Origin of the sequence: Arenimonas sp., from assembly GCF_047602345.1 — a bacterium.
Classification (GTDB): Bacteria; Pseudomonadota; Gammaproteobacteria; order Xanthomonadales; family Xanthomonadaceae; genus Arenimonas.
The window spans coordinates 71,716-85,698 of sequence record NZ_JASGHN010000005.1; the positions used below are offsets into that span (position 1 = coordinate 71,716).

A 13,983-nucleotide genomic window follows, 5' to 3' on the forward strand; every position below is an offset into this window, starting at 1 on the left:
CGAGCACGGCGATCGGTCTCAGGCGACCTTTGCGTTTGCAGCTGCCCGCAGCACGCGTTCCATGTCCGAATCGCTCGTCGACCAGTTCGAGATCGCCGCGCGGACAGCCGGGCGGCCGTGCAGGACGGTCGGGGTCATGAAGACTTCGCCGCTGCCGTTCAGTCGCGCGAGAAAGGCATCGCGCGTGGCCGCATCGGCGTTCTTCGGCGCGAAGCAGACGATGTTCAGATGCACATCGCTGAGCACGTCGAAGCCCAGGCCTCGCAACCCGTCGGCGAGCTGTCGCGCCTGCCGGCAATTGGCTTCGACCCATTCGCCGATGCCGGCCGTTCCGCGCACGGCCAGGACCATCCAGGCTGCAAAGGCGCGGAAACGACGCGAGTTCTCCGGCGTGTAGTGCAGCGGGTCGGGATCGTCGCCGAGATAGGCCGACGTCGCCGCGAAGACTTCGCGCTGCAGATCGGGTCGTCGCGTATAGACCATCGCGCTGTCGTAGGGCACGTTCAGCCATTTGTGCAGATCCACGGTCACCGAATCGGCGCGCTCGATGCCTGCAATGCGCGCTGCGAGTTCCGGAACGAATGCCGCGAACAGGCCGAAGGCACCGTCGACATGGAGCCAGGCATCATGTTGTGCGCAGATGTCGGCCAGAGCCTGCAGGTCGTCGAAATCGCCGGTATTGACTTCACCGGCGCTGGCGACGACGACGGCCCGACCCGTGTGCGAAGCGAGTGCGTCGCGCATGGCCTGCGGATCCACGGCCGTGCGGCCGGGCAAGGTTTTCACCGTGACGAGACGTTCGCGGCCGACGCCGGTGATCGCCATCGCCTTCAGGATGCTCGAGTGCGCCGCACCGGCGAACACGGCCGGCATTGTTCCGCTTTTGCGCAGTGCCCATTGCCGCGCCGTCGCCATCGACACCGTATTGGCGGCAGTCGCGCCGCTGACGAAATGCCCGCGCATGTCCGTTCCGAGGCCGAATATCCCGGCGAAGGCCTGCACGGTTTTGTTTTCGAGATCGGCGGCGATCGAACCGACGTGGTTCGATACGTTCTGGTCCCAGGCGCTGGCGATCCAGTCGGCGGCCAAGGCCTCGGGCGTTGCGCCTCCGGTGACGAAACCGAAGTAGCGCGGCCCGGGCGAACCGGACAAGTGCGGCATCACATCGCGCGCGACCAGGGCCAGCGCGGCATCCAGGCCTACGCCGTCGGGCGGAGAGGGCGCTTCGGCTCTGCTCTGGGCGGCTACGGAACGGTCCGCCAGGCCCGACAGGAACTGATCGGCGAAGCGTCGCGCCTGGTCCAGTGCTTCGTCGTAGTGCGGCAGTGTGGTCATCGGCGCGGTACCCCCGGGGAGTTGGGCCAAGCGGAAAGAGCAGGCTCAGCTCGCCATGTGGATGCCCCGGGATCGGTTCGCAAGGGGTGTGCGTCGGGTCGTCGCCCTCGCCGGAGCAGCCCCGTCCGTGCAGCGTGAACACGGGGATCTGAAACGACAAAGCCCGCCAAGTGGTTGACGGGCTTCGACAAAACTATGGTGGCCGAGGACGGAATCGAACCGCCGACACGGGGATTTTCAACCGATCCGGCTTGTCAATAAAATCAGCCACTTACGGCGCTATGCCTTAGCTCAATAGCATTACACAGAGTGTCAGTGAGCTTCTCGTTTCGGCTGGATCAAATTCCTCGCTAAAGTGTCCCCATAGGTGAGCAGAAAGGGGGTCTGCATGCGCCTCTACAAGTTCAAGCCAGCCGGCGCTTTACAGCATTTGTTGGATATCACGGTCAGAGAACGGCTGTTCTGCCAGGAATACTCGAAACTTAATGATCCCTTTGAAGGGCAGTTTCGAAGCTTGGTACATACCGCTGGCGCTCTAGCGGGACCGATTGCCCGGCCAATTGTTTCCCCAATCGTTCAACCAATCACGGGGGGATCTCCGCAAACGCGAATTCGTTATCGAGACTTGGCCGAGCTTCCGTTTAGTGAAACAAGAGTTTGCAGTCTCACCGCGGACGTCCACGATGTACGTATGTGGTCTCTCTATGCGGAGAGCCACCAAGGCATAGCAGTTGAGATAAATTTTGACGGACTAGATGGCAGCTTGCATGCTGTCAGCTATGAGGCTGATTTGCCAAAGTTTGGAAGCACGATACTCGGTGGGCCCAACGCGATTGACGTTCTCACAAAGAAGACAACGCACTGGGAGTACGAGAAGGAGTATCGGATTATAGGTGATCAACCCTACTTCGATATAGGTGGCCGAATCACGAAGGTGATACTAGGAATCCGCGCCTCAGAGTCCATCGCATGGTTGCTACAGAAAGTGACCCATCCAAGTATTTCTATAGTCAAAGCAAAACTTGATCATGCTGGTGTTCGCGTTATAACGGGGGAAGTCGTGCGTGCCGGCGAATCCAGGTAGTGCCGCACGGAGTAGAGGGTTTGGTCTCAGGGGGAATCATGGACTTTACATCTGCATTCAAAGACGAGCTATTCAGGCCGTTTGTAGTGCTTCTGATTCCCGGATTCCTGGCGGTTTCGCCCTTTGTTTTGGTGGCGGGGAACTGGAACCATGAGGTTGCGTTGCTATTCAAAGCGCAGCCGTTTGCTTTTTTTGGCGCGTATCTGGCTCTCATTACGGCCGCTGGTCTGATGCTCGAGAACTTCGGTGCGGCGATAGAACGAGGGATAGATGATTGCTTGGACTCGCACAATCTCCCCGACATGCACGAAGAGTGGGGAAAATACCTTCAATTGGCAATGAAGGATGAAATAGTTGGTCAGAGATTTCTGCGAACCCTGGTCGTGCGAGCCAAGTTCATTCAATCGGTCATCCCAGCGTTGCTCATCTGTTACGGCGGTTTTCTGGTTCTAGCACTACAGCTTCAGCGCTGGTGGTGGGTTTCCGTTGTGGTGGTCGGAATTTTATTGGGGCTAGTGGTGGTCGGCTTCTTTGCTCATCTGGTGAGCCTTTGTGAGGCAATGGCCAACGTAAGGACCGATATTCTTCAGGCGAAGGGGGTGGCGATCGGTTCCAGCTATGGGAAGCCATACCCGGGGAGATGGATGTGCGCAAAGTATGTTAACTGGCACATTCGCGGTTATCGGTCAGAACATCTTGGCGGGCTGAAGCCGGGATTCAAGAGCTGGTTCGTTCTGGACTAGTCGTATTCTGAGTACTTTCTTGCATCCCCTCGCACGCGATCGACGGGGTATTTGTGCCGATTGTCTTGCAGCTTATTGTGAGCCTCTGCCATGAGATCAATGTCGAGGAGGTCGGACAAGCGCAGCAGGTTCATGAAGACATCTGCCATTTCTTGCCGAACTAGAGACAGCCTCTTTGTTCCCAGTTCGTCAACTGATCCTGTATCAAGCCATTGAAATGGCTCAAGCAACTCTGACGCCTCAATGCAGATGGCTGTAGCAACATTCTTTGGTGTATGAAATTTACTCCAATCGCGTTCTTCGACGAAATGCCGAATGTCGTCGCGCAGTTGGTAAAGGTCGGACTTATTTTGCATTGAGATGCTCGCTTCTGAAGCCGGCTACGTCGCCGGCATAGCCGGAACGATGGATCATGCGATGGCAGTTGGGGCAAAGAACGACGAAATCCTTCTTGGGGTCCATGGGGACTTTTGCTCCCTGGAGTTGGGCGATCGGTTTCAAATGATGGGCTTCGATGAAGCCTTCCCCAATCGATCCATATTTCTTCCCAAAGTTGAACCCGCAGGCTTCACAGGTTGTTCCTCTCTCGTTCTTGACCTTTTGCACTAGCTTCTTGTTTCGTTCAATGCGCTTGTGCAGCCGCAGCTTGGCGCCATCTTCGTACTCTTGCCCTTCGGGCTCATCGCCTTCGACGTAGGCTGTTGATTCTTCCAGCTGTTCGGCCAGCAAGAGCTTTTCATACAGATCTATTGCGGTCCTGAGGTCGAACGCAAGCTGCTCTTCAGGAGGCAGGTCAGACGCACTGTAATAGACGGCCAGTATGTTGCCAGCCTCATAGAATGCCGTGTCATTGTTAGAAGATGAAGGTGCGAGATCTATCGTCTGGTGAGAAAACTGATTGTGCTGAGGTCCCAGCGCTGCGCGAAAGTTTGCGGCTCTAGTTAATAAGGCCGTTTTGGCATCGGAACTGTACGAGGCTTTTGCTTCCGTCATTCCTTGATTGAGACTGAGGTACACGCCCTGCATGTCTTCGCGGAATAGATAGACTGGGTAGTAGCCGCGCTGCGCGCTGTCGGTTACTAGCTGATCAAAAATGCCGATCCACGGCCCCTTCGCCCAGGTTCCTTGCCCGGCGCTGCCTTTGAAGAGTAGGTGATCAGGTGCCCCGCTTTGGTCTCGCACTGCGTCTTTGAGATCAGTGCGGATGAAGTTTGCTAGCGGATGGGCTGTGAACGGCTGCTTTGACGCTGCCAAGTATTCGGAGAGTACTCGACTAAGGCCGCTTCTAATGGACATGGTAGATTCCATGCGAGCTGTTCTGGAATGAATATGACCAAGGCAAAGCGCGGTGTCCAGCGAGCGTTGTCCCCGAAGCGGGATAGGGCTGATTTGGAGCAGAACTGGCGGCTGAGGCTCTACGGCAGGATTTCTGGGGGTCAGGTTGAATCCTACTTGGCTATGCTGAACGAGATTTGGTCTGGCCGCTCGAAAATGTTTGATGGCCTGAGCGAGCAGCAGCTCAAGAATGGTGTAACCAAGCTAGCGGAGATTCCCAATTGGGTTGGGTTCTATCAGCTTTCACTTGTTCAACTCATCGCCTACATGCTCGTGGAGAGCGGCTTTAAAGATGAACTTCTGAGAGCGGCTCAGTCGGACGATCCTATTTCCGTTGTTACAAGCTTGATTGAGTCTCTTCCAGAAGAAGCGCCTGAGGGATCTAAGGCCATTCCAGCTGCCTTCGCGATGATCGGCAATCTGGATTCAATTTCCAGGTACTCGCGGTCCATAAATGACTTGTTGCGTGATGCGCGCGAAAAGCAGGATGTGGGGGCGATATTTAAGGCGCTTTCCGTAGATTCCTATATTTCCACACTCCCTGCGATTCAAGTAGTGATGCGAATGGGGCAAATGGCTGGTGATGGGAGTTTCGCGGAAGTTGTGTTCAAGGCTATTCGTGGCCCTCACAAGAAGCGTCAGGTGTACGAAACGCTTCGCTGGGCGGAGTACTTGCTGCGCGACCAGGGCGCGTTTTTGGCTTGTAGTCAGGATGACATTCACGACCTCATCGTCAATAGACTGCATCTTTACGATGACGATACGAAGAAGAAGGACTCAAAGAAGGCGCTCTTCATGCTGTTTAGAAAATGGCAGAAGGAAGCGGGAAACTGATTCCCTTGTTTTAGTTGGTCGGAAACAGGATGAGTGAGGCATAGCGTTCTTATCGCCCAATCAGCGGCGATGACTAGGACGCGAGATGAGTAACGAGAAGCAGCAGGACGCCGGGACGGACGCACGCGCCGGCGGCGAGGCCGGCGCGCCGGACGGCCAGGCGGGTGCGCCACCCAGTATCACAGCACCCGCAAACAGCATTCGGCCTTTAAGACATGGCGTGGACAGCCTCTATCTGTCTTATCCAGGCCAGCTAGATCGCTTCGTGGCGATCCTGCTGCAGGAGCTGAAGGAGGCTGCCCAATCCTTCGATGAGAAGGTTCAGGGCGGGGCAGGGTGGAGCAATGGTGAGCATGACCTAGCGGTATCGGGTCGGGGGCGGGGTCGGTTTTCCTATGTCCTGGAGGACGGCTGGTTCCGGATCGAGCTGGCCAACGCGACCGCTAAGGTCCTTCCCCTGGCCCATGTGCAGGTCCGTAGCGAGTACCTGACCGCGGTGGGCATGGAGGAGGCCATCTCTACCCTGGACCGGCTCTTGCCCGAGTTCGGCGAGGTAGAAGGGCCGGCCAGCCTGAGCCGGATCGACCTGTTCGTGGACTTCGTGACTGATCTGAACCTGATCGCCTTGCCGGGCGGGCATTGGGTCAAGCGCTCGAAGAAGCGGGATATCCACGAGGAACGGGACTACGTCACCGGCATCACCTTCGGGGCCGGGAATGAAGTCAGCGCCCGGCTGTACGACAAGACGGTGGAAATCAGGAAGTCAGGCAAGGACTACCTGAAGCCCCTCTGGCGAGCGCAGGGCTGGGAAGAAGGCCAGACGGTCTGGCGCATGGAGTTTCAGGTTCGCCGGGAGGGTTTGCCCGAGAGTCTGAAAATCCCCGCGTCGGAGACGGTGCCTCTCTTGGGGCTCCTCTGGCGTTACCTGACCAGCGAGTGGCTACGCCTGGCCATCCCGTCCGATTCGGACGAAACCCGCAGCCGTTGGCCGACTCATCCGATTTGGGATGCGTTGTCGGTCGTGTGGGACGTACCGCCCGACGCCGCGCCGCTCGTGCGCGCGCCCAAGACGCGAAAACCTAGCGATGAGGCCATCTTCAAGTCCGGGCTGTGGGGCTTGAGTTCCTTCATGGCGCGCGAGGGCATCCATCGCGTCGACGAAGGCTTGGGCGAGTTCCTGCAGGCGCTCTCCGTGTACTACGACTCGCCGGAGTCGCACGAACAGCGCCGCCTGGCCGACTACATGGAGCGCAAGGCCAGGGCCAAGGCGCGTCGCTACAACGTCCGGATGAAAGACGATGACCGGGAGTAAGCCATGCGCACGCTCGATCTGTTCGAAGCGGCGGCGTTCTTGCGCATGTCGCCCGCCGTCCTGCGCCTGCATGCCCGCCAAGGCCGCGTCAAGGCTGCGAAACCGGGCAAGCGCTGGGTCTTCCTCGACGAGGATCTTGCTGACTATCTCGGCCAGCTTTACGCTCGTCAGCGGCAAGCGCCGTTAAGTGGCTCCAACGAGGAGAAATCTTCATGGGGCTATTCAGACGGGGTGATGTCTGGTGGGTCAGCTTCACCACGCCGAACGGCGAGCGAATACGCTGTTCTGCTGGGACTGACGACGAAACGCAGGCGCTCGAATTCCACGACCGATTGAAGGTCCGGTATTGGGAGCAACAGCGGTTAGGCGTCAAACCGGAGCGCAGCTGGCAGGAAGCCGCTGTGCGTTGGGTGAAGGAGACAGGCCACAAGCGATCGCACGAGAAGGACAAGGCGAAGTTGCGGTGGTTGGATCGTTTTCTTGGTCACTTGAAGTTGCATCACGTGACCAAGGATGTGATCGAGAAGATCGCGGAGCGAAAGGCGAAAGAATCCAGCCCGAGCAATGCGAACCGTTACCTTGCTTTGATTCGTTCGATCCTCAGGCGTGCAAAGGACGAATGGGAATGGCTCGACCATATCCCGCGCGTCCGGCTCTACCGGGAACCGAAGCAGCGCATCCGCTTCCTGACCCCGGACGAGGCCCGGCGACTCCTGGCGGAGTTGCCGGCGCATCTTCGGGACATGGCGCAGTTGGCACTGACCACGGGACTCCGGCAGCGCAACGTGTCTTTCCTGCGTTGGGACCAGGTGGACATGAGCCGCCGCGTGGCGTGGATTCATCCAGATGAGGCCAAGGCCGGGAGGGCCATTGGCGTTCCATTGAACGAGGACGCGCTCGACGTGTTGCGTCGGCGCTTAGGTCAGGATCGGAGCTACGTGTTTACCTTCAACGGCAGACCCGTAGAACGATGCTCGACCCATGCATGGAAGCGTGCGTTAGAACGGGCTGGCATCGAGCGGTCGTTTCGCTGGCACGACCTCAGGCATACCTGGGCGTCGTGGCATGTTCAAAGCGGAACGCCGCTGCAGGAACTGATGGAGCTGGGCAGCTGGGCCAGCTACGACATGGTCTTGCGGTACGCCCACCTTGCGGCGGATCACCTGCGCGGGGCGGCGGGCCGGATCGATGGCACGTTTTTGGCACACAAACAAAAGCCGCAACTAGTGCGGCTTTCGTAAGTCACTGAAATCAATGGTGGCCGAGGACGGAATCGAACCGCCGACACGGGGATTTTCAATCAGTGTTTCGGGGTCGCCGCTTTCCCTTGCCCGCCCGTGGCTTGCGTCGGGCCGGCGCTCAAAACGCGCAAGGGTTATCCACAGGCCAGGTGCCTGATTCTGCTGGACTGAAAACGGACTTTTTAGCGGGCCGGCGTGACCTGGCGCGGCAGGCGGTTGTAGATGCGTTCGAAGGTGCGCCGATCCATGTGGCCGAGCAATTGCCAGTCGCGCGCCTCGCTGCCAGCCTTGGCCCGCAGGTCGTGGAAGGTGAAGCGATCGGCCAGGCCCGAGGCCACCATCGCCCGGTGCCAGAGCGTGCGGAAGCCGTCGCCGGTGTAGGCGTTGCCGCGCTCGGTGGCGATCAAGTTGAGCGGGATGAAGTCGCGAGCATCGGCCGCGGCAATGACCGCCCGACGCAGGCCCTCGGTCCAGGCGAACTGCAGCGCCTTGCCGGTTTTGTTCGTGCGCACGGTCAGCCCGTTGTCGCCGAAGTCGGCGCGGCGGATGCGCAGGATGTCGGCCTGCCGCAAGCCGGTCACTGCCGCCAGCAGCATTGCTGCTCGCACCATCGGCGGCGCGACGGCGTACACGGCCATGAATTCTTCGTCGGTCACGTAGCGCTCGCGCGGCTTCTCGGCGAAGCGTTCGAGGTAGCGCACGGGGTTGTCCCTGAGCGCGCCGCGTCGCACCCCGAGCTGGAACGATTCGAACAGGAAACTGCGCTCGCGGTTTGCCCGCACCTTGGCCGTGGCGCCGCGCGCATCGCGCCAGCGGAACAGCATCGGCACGTCCACATCGTCGATCGCGACGTCCGCCCAGACGGGTCGCAGGGAGGCGTGGCAGCGCGTGTAGTCGGTCAGCGTGGCCTTCGATAGCTCGCCCTTCGCCTCTCGCTGCACACATTCGGCCAGGTTCGCATCGAGCAGGTCGCCGACGTACCGGCCCTGCCGGCGCTTAGCATCGCCCCACGTCGTGCGCCAGGCGGCGAGCATCGCATCGAGGGAGGGGAAGGCTTGCCGGCGCAGTCCGGACTTGCGCGAGGCGTCCGGCACGTACATCCACAGCGCGCCCGTTTTCCTGTCCCGCTGGCAGTAGGACGGGAGGCCGGTGCGGTGCTTGCGGGGGCGGCTCACGTCAGCTTGCCTTGGGCAGCAGGTCCAGGCGGGGTTCGGTCTTGGCGCGGGGCTTCGTCGCCGTCGGCATCATGCGCGTGACGTAGGCGGCTCGCAACACCTTCACCTGGTTGTCGTTCCCGAGTTCGGCGGGAATGCCGTGCGCGATGAACCAGCCGAGCTGCAGCGATCGTTTGCGGCTTCCGGTGATGTCGCGGATCTCGTCGGGGGTGAGGTTCAGCGAGTCCATCACCGCCCCTCCCGTCGCGCCCAGCGGTTAGTCGTCGTCATCGGTGCGTTGCAGGCAACGAATGGTCGCATCGTCCGGTGCATCAATTTCCAGCACGAGGCTGTATTCCCGCTCGCCTGGTTTCATGCGAATAGGCCACGCCGGAGGTTCGGCTTCGTTGTCCTTCGGGTCGTATGGCGACACGCCGATCAGCCAGCCCCGCGCATTCCCCGGACAATGCTGGCCGACAACGAGCAACGCATTGGCCTCTGACGCTGATTCGACCACCCATTCGATGGGCTTGCCGCTGGCACAGTTATCGTAGTCGTCGCCTCGTGGCGAAATCTCGCCAAACGTGTCGTCGCTATAGCCACTGAACTGCAAAGTTTTCATGTCGCAACACTCCAGGTTGATTGTTGAGTCCTCCACCACGCCCTCGCCATCGCGCGCTTCATGCGATTAACCTCTGGTTCCGGCATGCTTCCTCAATACGCCGACACGCTATGTCGAAATACTTAGACTCGCGCTCGATACCGATAAAGCTGCGGCCTAGGTTCATGCAAGCTACGCCAGTGGTGCCGCTGCCCATGAAGGGGTCTATGACAGAGCTTCCCATTGCGCTGTGCGTCTTGACCAGGTACTCCATAAGCGCGACAGGTTTTTGTGTCGGATGTTCGCTTGAACGCTGTGTATCTTGTGAAAATCGCAGAACTGTTCTCGGGTAACGCTCTGTGCTGTCGTAGCTGACCCCTTGAGCCGTTCGCCCATATACATCCGTCTGCAGGTGCGCACCCTTGAACGCCGACTTTCTTTCGTGTCCTTGGGTTTTTTGCGGAAAATATGGCGCCGGCCCGGCACAGAACACGCTAACAATTTCATGCGCCCTAAGTGGCTGACGTTTCGCATTGAGGTGACCAGACGCCTTTGGCTTTTCCCAAATCCAGTCGAACTTAAACTCCCCTAGATTGGATTGCCTCAGCGCGGACGAGAATGGCTCAGCTCCGAACATAAGGATAGGGACCGAGCGACCGGTTACGCAGCGAATTGCTAGCCATAGCTCCGAGAAAGGTATCGCGACATCCCACCTGCAACGGGTCGTTCCATACGGCGGATCGGTGATAACCGCGTCCACCTTCGGCAGCGTCGGCAGGATGTCTCGGCAATCGCCCAGGTACAGCGTTGCGCTGCCGATGACCACCCGCTTCACATCATCGCTCATGGGTGGGGTGCTCCTGTTCGATCTTGTCGCCTTGACGGTTGCGCCATTCGTCGCATACGCCCTTGTAGGTCACACGAAAGTTGCCGAAGGTGCAGCGTTGCAGGTGTTCGATTCCTCGCCCACGTTTAGCTGCCTCGCGCCGTTGCTTGGCTGGCCCCTGGCTGAAATAGAGACAGGTTCCGCATCGAGGCGGGTCAGGATCAAAGTCCTGTTCCCGTTTCTTTCGCTCGATCCTACGAAGTTCAGCGGCAATAGCCTTGTCATCACCGGGCGTGAGCATTGACATCACCCGCCCCCTTGCGCGTGGATCGTCTGAGCGTCCTCAATCGTCGTGCGCAGTTCGCTCGCGCTCCACGAGCCGCCGAAGTCGCAACGCTCGGCCCATGCGAACGCCATTTCGTCCGTGACCATCGCCTCCGTCACCTGCGGCGGGGCGGTTGCGTAGAGGGCACGCGATTCGGACTTGTAGCCGGCGCGCTCAAAGTCGGCCACCTGCTTTTCCGCGACCTCGGCTGAATCGGCTGGCATCCAATCAGACCAACGATCCGCCGTCGGGAAGAAACTGCGGGTCTGCCAAGCCACCGCCCCCTCTGGCGCTGGGGTGGCGAGAGATTGTTCAAGTTCTCGTGCGCAACCGAACAACGCATCTGCTACTGCGCCTTCGTTTCGTTGACGCTTGATCGTGGCGCGTTCTCTCCACCGTGTGACTAGCTCATCGTGGCGCATTGTTGTCTCCTGAGCGGGCGGCGTCGATGGCATGCACCCGCGTTGCGTAGCAGGAAAGGTCAGCCACCAGCGCAACAGGGATGGCGACATAGGCTTCGTGGTCGTGGCGAATCCAGCGGGCATTCTCGACACCCCAACGGAAGCGCTCCGCATCCGCCCTCATCGCCTCGCCTAGCTGCGGCTGATCCGGGCCGCTGTAGCCGACCAGGAGCATGGCGTCGTCGCCGGACTGTTCGTCGAACACCTGCGGGAGCCAGCGAATCAATGCCGCCTGCAAAGCCTGTTCACGATCATCCCGCTCAGCCAGCGCGGCGGTGAGGGTTTTGATCGTTTCGGCAGTACGCTTGCACGCCTCTTTGCCAATGTTGTCGAGGCTCTTTCCGAACTGCAAAATATGCATAGCCGAAATGGAATCTTCTGGCGACCAATATCTGTCATCGCTCATCTTCTCGCTCATCGCTGCGGGGCCTTTTCGTTCTGTTCTTCCTGCTCTATCAGGGCTTGGGCGAGAGGTATGTTCATCGTGAAAACGGCATCGGCAATGGCCCAGCTCGTCGGCTTATACGAGCCATCCGGCATCTTTCGCTGCGGCCCGTCCTTGGTGACGCGGATGCTGTAGTCGCTCATCGCTGGCCTCCGGGTTGGGCGTTCAGTAGTTGGTCTAGCTCGTCGGCTTTGGAGTCGTTTTCCTGTGCGGTAGCCTCAAGATCTGCGGCTTCAAATGGGCGAGATATTGAAAAGCCTCGCTTCCTTCTACGCAGCTTGATCGCATCTGCTCGCCATTCCGCTGACAATCGCTCAATACCTACCAGCAACCTCTCCACCTCCGCCACAAGGGCGGGAAGGTCGGTGCGGGCGAAGTTGCAGGCGGCGGTGATGAAGGCCATGTCTTCAGAAATGACACGGCGGCCACTCTCGGCGTCGTGCATCGGGATTACGATTCGCCTGTGAACAGGGGTCGGCTCCGTTGACACGAAGTCGACCCACTGTCCGGCCACGGGGCCATGAACGGTTCGATATTTCTCAACCCGCTGGAATGGCTGGCAGTGGAACCAGGGCCCCGGCGTCGCCTTCTCAGCCGACTCCATCACCAACCGCGCGGCGTCGAGGGGCGTCATAGGAGCTGCTCCGTTCGACCATCGTGCCGGAACACGCGGCCTTCGCTGTCGATGCTGATATTGGAGCTGCTGCGCTCACCCAGTGCTCGGCGCATCGCGCTCTCTGAGCCATTGCGGTATGCATCGAACTCGCGCTGCAAATCGTCCAGCTTCTTCCTCCAGTCGCGCTCTATGTCACCTATGCGGTCGGATGCGGGTGGCTGATAGAAGGCCATCCCGTAGTTCTCGTGGGCGCCTTCCACTGAACCGGCGATATGCTCGATCTGTTCGGCAGTGAGCGTCGCGCCGCATTCTTCGGCAGCGATAGCAACGCACTCCGACCAGTAATCACTGTTGTCCATCACTCTCTCCTAGGCCGGGTTAGTGGGTGCCGTAGCCGTAGCTACGCAGCCACAGCCAGACGGCGAGGTAGGCGACGAACGCGAGCAGCACCAGGCCGACGACGATGCCGCCGATGATTTGAAGGAACAGGCGCATGCGCTACTCCGAAGAATTGACAGCGGCGAGGTCGGCGAGGGGAGGCGCCGCGGGGTTCCCCGCCGCTGTCGGTGAAGGTCAGGTGTCGAGGCCGCGGCGCCTGCGGTCGGAAGCGCGGAAGGCGTCCCAGTGCCTGCCGCCGCGACGGCGGGCGCGCTCACGCTCGCCCTGGTGCGGCGCCCAGCCACTGGAGCCCCACGACAGGCGGAAGATCGTGCGAGCGAAACGACCGACGCCTTCGGTGCGGACTTCGGCGTTCGGATCGCCCGAGAGGTGACGCAGCAGTTCCGTCGCGTTGCGCTTGCCCTTCTGCAGCAGCATGTGGAACGTGCTGGACGGCGGGCGCGGAGCACCGGCGATGCGGTTGCGAGCGTTGTGCATACTCATGCGGCGGCCCTCTCTTCGTACGTCGCGCGCGCCGACGGGCTGAACTCGACCGCGAGACCGTGCTTGACGGAGATCCAGGCGTCGATCTCGTCGAGTGTCGGCATGTAGGCAAATTCTCCGCCGTCGATTTCGTCGCCGTCGGACAGCGTGCAGGTGACGCCGGTCACCGTGCCGCCCTTGCGCGACTCGGTCGCGATGCCGACGACGAGAACGCGCTTGCGGGTGTCGGCCGGATCTTCCGCACCCGTCGCCAGCAGTTGCATCTGCGGCGATGCATTGGCCTCGCGCGACGGCGGCTCGATGCTGACCGTGACCTCGCGCTGCTGCAGGCCGTCGAGTTCGCCGCTGACCGCGTTGCTGACGTAGCTGGTGGCGCGGAACGTGAGCTTGACGCTGCCGCCGTCCATCGCCTCGATGTCGAAGTTCGACAACTCGGCGGCGATCAGCTTGATCGGTTCGACCAAGTCCATGCCCGTCGCGATCGTCACGCTGTAGCCGGGGAACTTGTCCTTCAGCGAGAGCGGGTCGAGATTCGGCAGGCGACGGGCGAGACCTTCCTCGTCCTTGTCGCCGTCCAGTCGCGCCTGCGCCGGCGCATCGCCGAGGGTGCGCTCGCGGTACAGGAACGTGCGCAGGCTCTCGTCGAAGGCGTCCAGGGCCTTCGCGCCGACGACGACTTGCAGCTTCAGGTCCGAGGCGAGCTTCAGTTCCTCGCCGTGCCGCTCGACGCGGGCGTTGTGGTTGATGATCTTCGCGGGGTGCTGGTGGAGTTCGAACATGGCAGGCGCT

Annotated in this window: 21 protein-coding genes; 6 read left to right on the plus strand and 15 right to left on the minus strand. The window is 60.3% G+C overall.

Translation table 11 applies throughout. The features are described from left to right. Positions 1–18 precede the first annotated feature (18 nt). The gene (locus tag QM707_RS04055) at positions 19–1,335 is read right to left on the minus strand and encodes a pyridoxal phosphate-dependent decarboxylase family protein (RefSeq protein WP_415000582.1); all 1,317 of its coding nucleotides are present in this window, start codon (positions 1,333–1,335) and stop codon (positions 19–21) included. A 388-nt stretch (positions 1,336–1,723) separates the two neighbouring features. Here QM707_RS04055 and QM707_RS04060 point away from each other — a divergent pair, with 388 nt between their 5' ends. Together QM707_RS04060 and QM707_RS04065 are read left to right on the plus strand one after the other, a co-directional pair. Then, positions 1,724–2,419, plus strand: coding sequence for a DUF2971 domain-containing protein (locus tag QM707_RS04060; protein WP_415000583.1), 696 nt, complete (start codon positions 1,724–1,726; stop codon positions 2,417–2,419). Between the two features lie 38 nt (positions 2,420–2,457). Continuing rightward, a complete protein-coding gene (locus tag QM707_RS04065) occupies positions 2,458–3,162 on the plus strand; it encodes a hypothetical protein (RefSeq protein WP_415000584.1) in 705 nt (234 codons plus the stop codon). Here the strand turns inward: QM707_RS04065 and QM707_RS04070 are convergent. Both QM707_RS04070 and QM707_RS04075 read right to left on the minus strand, forming a co-directional pair. Continuing rightward, positions 3,159–3,518 carry a nucleotide pyrophosphohydrolase gene (locus tag QM707_RS04070; protein WP_415000585.1) on the minus strand — a complete coding sequence of 120 codons (360 nt, stop codon included), beginning with the start codon at positions 3,516–3,518 and terminating at the stop codon, positions 3,159–3,161. The two genes, QM707_RS04065 and QM707_RS04070, sit on opposite strands and share 4 nt — an antisense overlap. After that, a complete protein-coding gene (locus tag QM707_RS04075; protein WP_415000586.1) occupies positions 3,508–4,470 on the minus strand; it encodes an MrcB family domain-containing protein in 963 nt (320 codons plus the stop codon). Before QM707_RS04075 ends, QM707_RS04070 begins: the two co-directional genes overlap by 11 nt. A gap of 15 nt (positions 4,471–4,485) precedes the next feature. Here QM707_RS04075 and QM707_RS04080 point away from each other — a divergent pair, with 15 nt between their 5' ends. From QM707_RS04080 to QM707_RS04095, 4 genes are all read left to right on the plus strand, one after another. Then, a complete protein-coding gene (locus tag QM707_RS04080; RefSeq protein ID WP_415000587.1) occupies positions 4,486–5,331 on the plus strand; it encodes a hypothetical protein in 846 nt (281 codons plus the stop codon). An 85-nt stretch (positions 5,332–5,416) separates the two neighbouring features. Next, positions 5,417–6,643 carry a hypothetical protein gene (locus QM707_RS04085; RefSeq protein ID WP_415000588.1) on the plus strand — a complete coding sequence of 409 codons (1,227 nt, stop codon included), beginning with the start codon at positions 5,417–5,419 and terminating at the stop codon, positions 6,641–6,643. A gap of 3 nt (positions 6,644–6,646) precedes the next feature. Next, positions 6,647–6,979, plus strand: coding sequence for a helix-turn-helix domain-containing protein (locus tag QM707_RS04090; protein WP_415000589.1), 333 nt, complete (start codon positions 6,647–6,649; stop codon positions 6,977–6,979). 65 nt (positions 6,980–7,044) lie between these two features. Next, positions 7,045–7,884, plus strand: coding sequence for a tyrosine-type recombinase/integrase (locus QM707_RS04095; protein WP_415000590.1), 840 nt, complete (start codon positions 7,045–7,047; stop codon positions 7,882–7,884). Between the two features lie 182 nt (positions 7,885–8,066). Here the strand turns inward: QM707_RS04095 and QM707_RS04100 are convergent, their stop codons facing one another. The 12 genes from QM707_RS04100 to QM707_RS04155 form a co-directional block, all read right to left on the minus strand. Continuing rightward, the gene (locus tag QM707_RS04100; RefSeq protein WP_415000591.1) at positions 8,067–9,059 is read right to left on the minus strand and encodes a tyrosine-type recombinase/integrase; all 993 of its coding nucleotides are present in this window, start codon (positions 9,057–9,059) and stop codon (positions 8,067–8,069) included. A gap of 1 nt (position 9,060) precedes the next feature. Continuing rightward, positions 9,061–9,288, minus strand: coding sequence for a DUF4224 domain-containing protein (locus tag QM707_RS04105; protein WP_415000592.1), 228 nt, complete (start codon positions 9,286–9,288; stop codon positions 9,061–9,063). A gap of 27 nt (positions 9,289–9,315) precedes the next feature. Next, the gene (locus QM707_RS04110) at positions 9,316–9,660 is read right to left on the minus strand and encodes a hypothetical protein (protein ID WP_415000593.1); all 345 of its coding nucleotides are present in this window, start codon (positions 9,658–9,660) and stop codon (positions 9,316–9,318) included. A gap of 58 nt (positions 9,661–9,718) precedes the next feature. Continuing rightward, a complete protein-coding gene (locus QM707_RS04115) occupies positions 9,719–10,486 on the minus strand; it encodes a DNA-methyltransferase (protein WP_415000594.1) in 768 nt (255 codons plus the stop codon). Next, entirely contained in the window at positions 10,476–10,772 is a 297-nt protein-coding gene (locus QM707_RS04120) for a hypothetical protein (RefSeq protein ID WP_415000595.1), read from the minus strand. Before QM707_RS04120 ends, QM707_RS04115 begins: the two co-directional genes overlap by 11 nt. After that, the gene (locus QM707_RS04125; RefSeq protein WP_415000596.1) at positions 10,772–11,212 is read right to left on the minus strand and encodes a hypothetical protein; all 441 of its coding nucleotides are present in this window, start codon (positions 11,210–11,212) and stop codon (positions 10,772–10,774) included. The genes QM707_RS04120 and QM707_RS04125 overlap by 1 nt, the downstream gene beginning before the upstream one ends. Continuing rightward, the gene (locus QM707_RS04130; RefSeq protein WP_415000597.1) at positions 11,199–11,669 is read right to left on the minus strand and encodes a hypothetical protein; all 471 of its coding nucleotides are present in this window, start codon (positions 11,667–11,669) and stop codon (positions 11,199–11,201) included. Before QM707_RS04130 ends, QM707_RS04125 begins: the two co-directional genes overlap by 14 nt. Then, on the minus strand, positions 11,666–11,839 hold the full coding sequence (locus tag QM707_RS04135; RefSeq protein ID WP_415000598.1) for a hypothetical protein: 174 nt from the start codon (positions 11,837–11,839) through the stop codon (positions 11,666–11,668). The genes QM707_RS04130 and QM707_RS04135 overlap by 4 nt, the downstream gene beginning before the upstream one ends. Then, entirely contained in the window at positions 11,836–12,330 is a 495-nt protein-coding gene (locus QM707_RS04140) for a hypothetical protein (RefSeq protein WP_415000599.1), read from the minus strand. Before QM707_RS04140 ends, QM707_RS04135 begins: the two co-directional genes overlap by 4 nt. Beyond that, entirely contained in the window at positions 12,327–12,671 is a 345-nt protein-coding gene (locus QM707_RS04145; RefSeq protein WP_415000600.1) for a hypothetical protein, read from the minus strand. Before QM707_RS04145 ends, QM707_RS04140 begins: the two co-directional genes overlap by 4 nt. A 214-nt stretch (positions 12,672–12,885) precedes the next feature. Further along, positions 12,886–13,194, minus strand: a complete 309-nt coding sequence (locus tag QM707_RS04150; RefSeq protein ID WP_415000601.1) for a hypothetical protein — start codon at positions 13,192–13,194, stop codon at positions 12,886–12,888. After that, on the minus strand, positions 13,191–13,973 hold the full coding sequence (locus QM707_RS04155) for a hypothetical protein (protein WP_415000602.1): 783 nt from the start codon (positions 13,971–13,973) through the stop codon (positions 13,191–13,193). Before QM707_RS04155 ends, QM707_RS04150 begins: the two co-directional genes overlap by 4 nt. Between the last annotated feature and the right edge of the window lie 10 nt (positions 13,974–13,983).

Excerpts from the sequence above, each read along its gene's own strand:
- QM707_RS04055 (WP_415000582.1), bottom strand. The coding sequence starts at position 1,335 with ATGACCACACTGCCGCACTACGACGAAGCACTGGACCAGGCGCGACGC.
- QM707_RS04060 (WP_415000583.1), top strand. The coding sequence starts at position 1,724 with ATGCGCCTCTACAAGTTCAAGCCAGCCGGCGCTTTACAGCATTTGTTG.
- QM707_RS04065 (WP_415000584.1), top strand. The coding sequence starts at position 2,458 with ATGGACTTTACATCTGCATTCAAAGACGAGCTATTCAGGCCGTTTGTA.
- QM707_RS04070 (WP_415000585.1), bottom strand. The coding sequence starts at position 3,518 with ATGCAAAATAAGTCCGACCTTTACCAACTGCGCGACGACATTCGGCAT.
- QM707_RS04075 (WP_415000586.1), bottom strand. The coding sequence starts at position 4,470 with ATGGAATCTACCATGTCCATTAGAAGCGGCCTTAGTCGAGTACTCTCC.
- QM707_RS04080 (WP_415000587.1), top strand. The coding sequence starts at position 4,486 with ATGAATATGACCAAGGCAAAGCGCGGTGTCCAGCGAGCGTTGTCCCCG.
- QM707_RS04085 (WP_415000588.1), top strand. The coding sequence starts at position 5,417 with ATGAGTAACGAGAAGCAGCAGGACGCCGGGACGGACGCACGCGCCGGC.
- QM707_RS04090 (WP_415000589.1), top strand. The coding sequence starts at position 6,647 with ATGCGCACGCTCGATCTGTTCGAAGCGGCGGCGTTCTTGCGCATGTCG.
- QM707_RS04105 (WP_415000592.1), bottom strand. The coding sequence starts at position 9,288 with ATGGACTCGCTGAACCTCACCCCCGACGAGATCCGCGACATCACCGGA.
- QM707_RS04110 (WP_415000593.1), bottom strand. The coding sequence starts at position 9,660 with ATGAAAACTTTGCAGTTCAGTGGCTATAGCGACGACACGTTTGGCGAG.
- QM707_RS04115 (WP_415000594.1), bottom strand. The coding sequence starts at position 10,486 with ATGAGCGATGATGTGAAGCGGGTGGTCATCGGCAGCGCAACGCTGTAC.
- QM707_RS04120 (WP_415000595.1), bottom strand. The coding sequence starts at position 10,772 with ATGTCAATGCTCACGCCCGGTGATGACAAGGCTATTGCCGCTGAACTT.
- QM707_RS04125 (WP_415000596.1), bottom strand. The coding sequence starts at position 11,212 with ATGCGCCACGATGAGCTAGTCACACGGTGGAGAGAACGCGCCACGATC.
- QM707_RS04130 (WP_415000597.1), bottom strand. The coding sequence starts at position 11,669 with ATGAGCGAGAAGATGAGCGATGACAGATATTGGTCGCCAGAAGATTCC.
- QM707_RS04135 (WP_415000598.1), bottom strand. The coding sequence starts at position 11,839 with ATGAGCGACTACAGCATCCGCGTCACCAAGGACGGGCCGCAGCGAAAG.
- QM707_RS04140 (WP_415000599.1), bottom strand. The coding sequence starts at position 12,330 with ATGACGCCCCTCGACGCCGCGCGGTTGGTGATGGAGTCGGCTGAGAAG.
- QM707_RS04145 (WP_415000600.1), bottom strand. The coding sequence starts at position 12,671 with ATGGACAACAGTGATTACTGGTCGGAGTGCGTTGCTATCGCTGCCGAA.
- QM707_RS04150 (WP_415000601.1), bottom strand. The coding sequence starts at position 13,194 with ATGAGTATGCACAACGCTCGCAACCGCATCGCCGGTGCTCCGCGCCCG.
- QM707_RS04155 (WP_415000602.1), bottom strand. The coding sequence starts at position 13,973 with ATGTTCGAACTCCACCAGCACCCCGCGAAGATCATCAACCACAACGCC.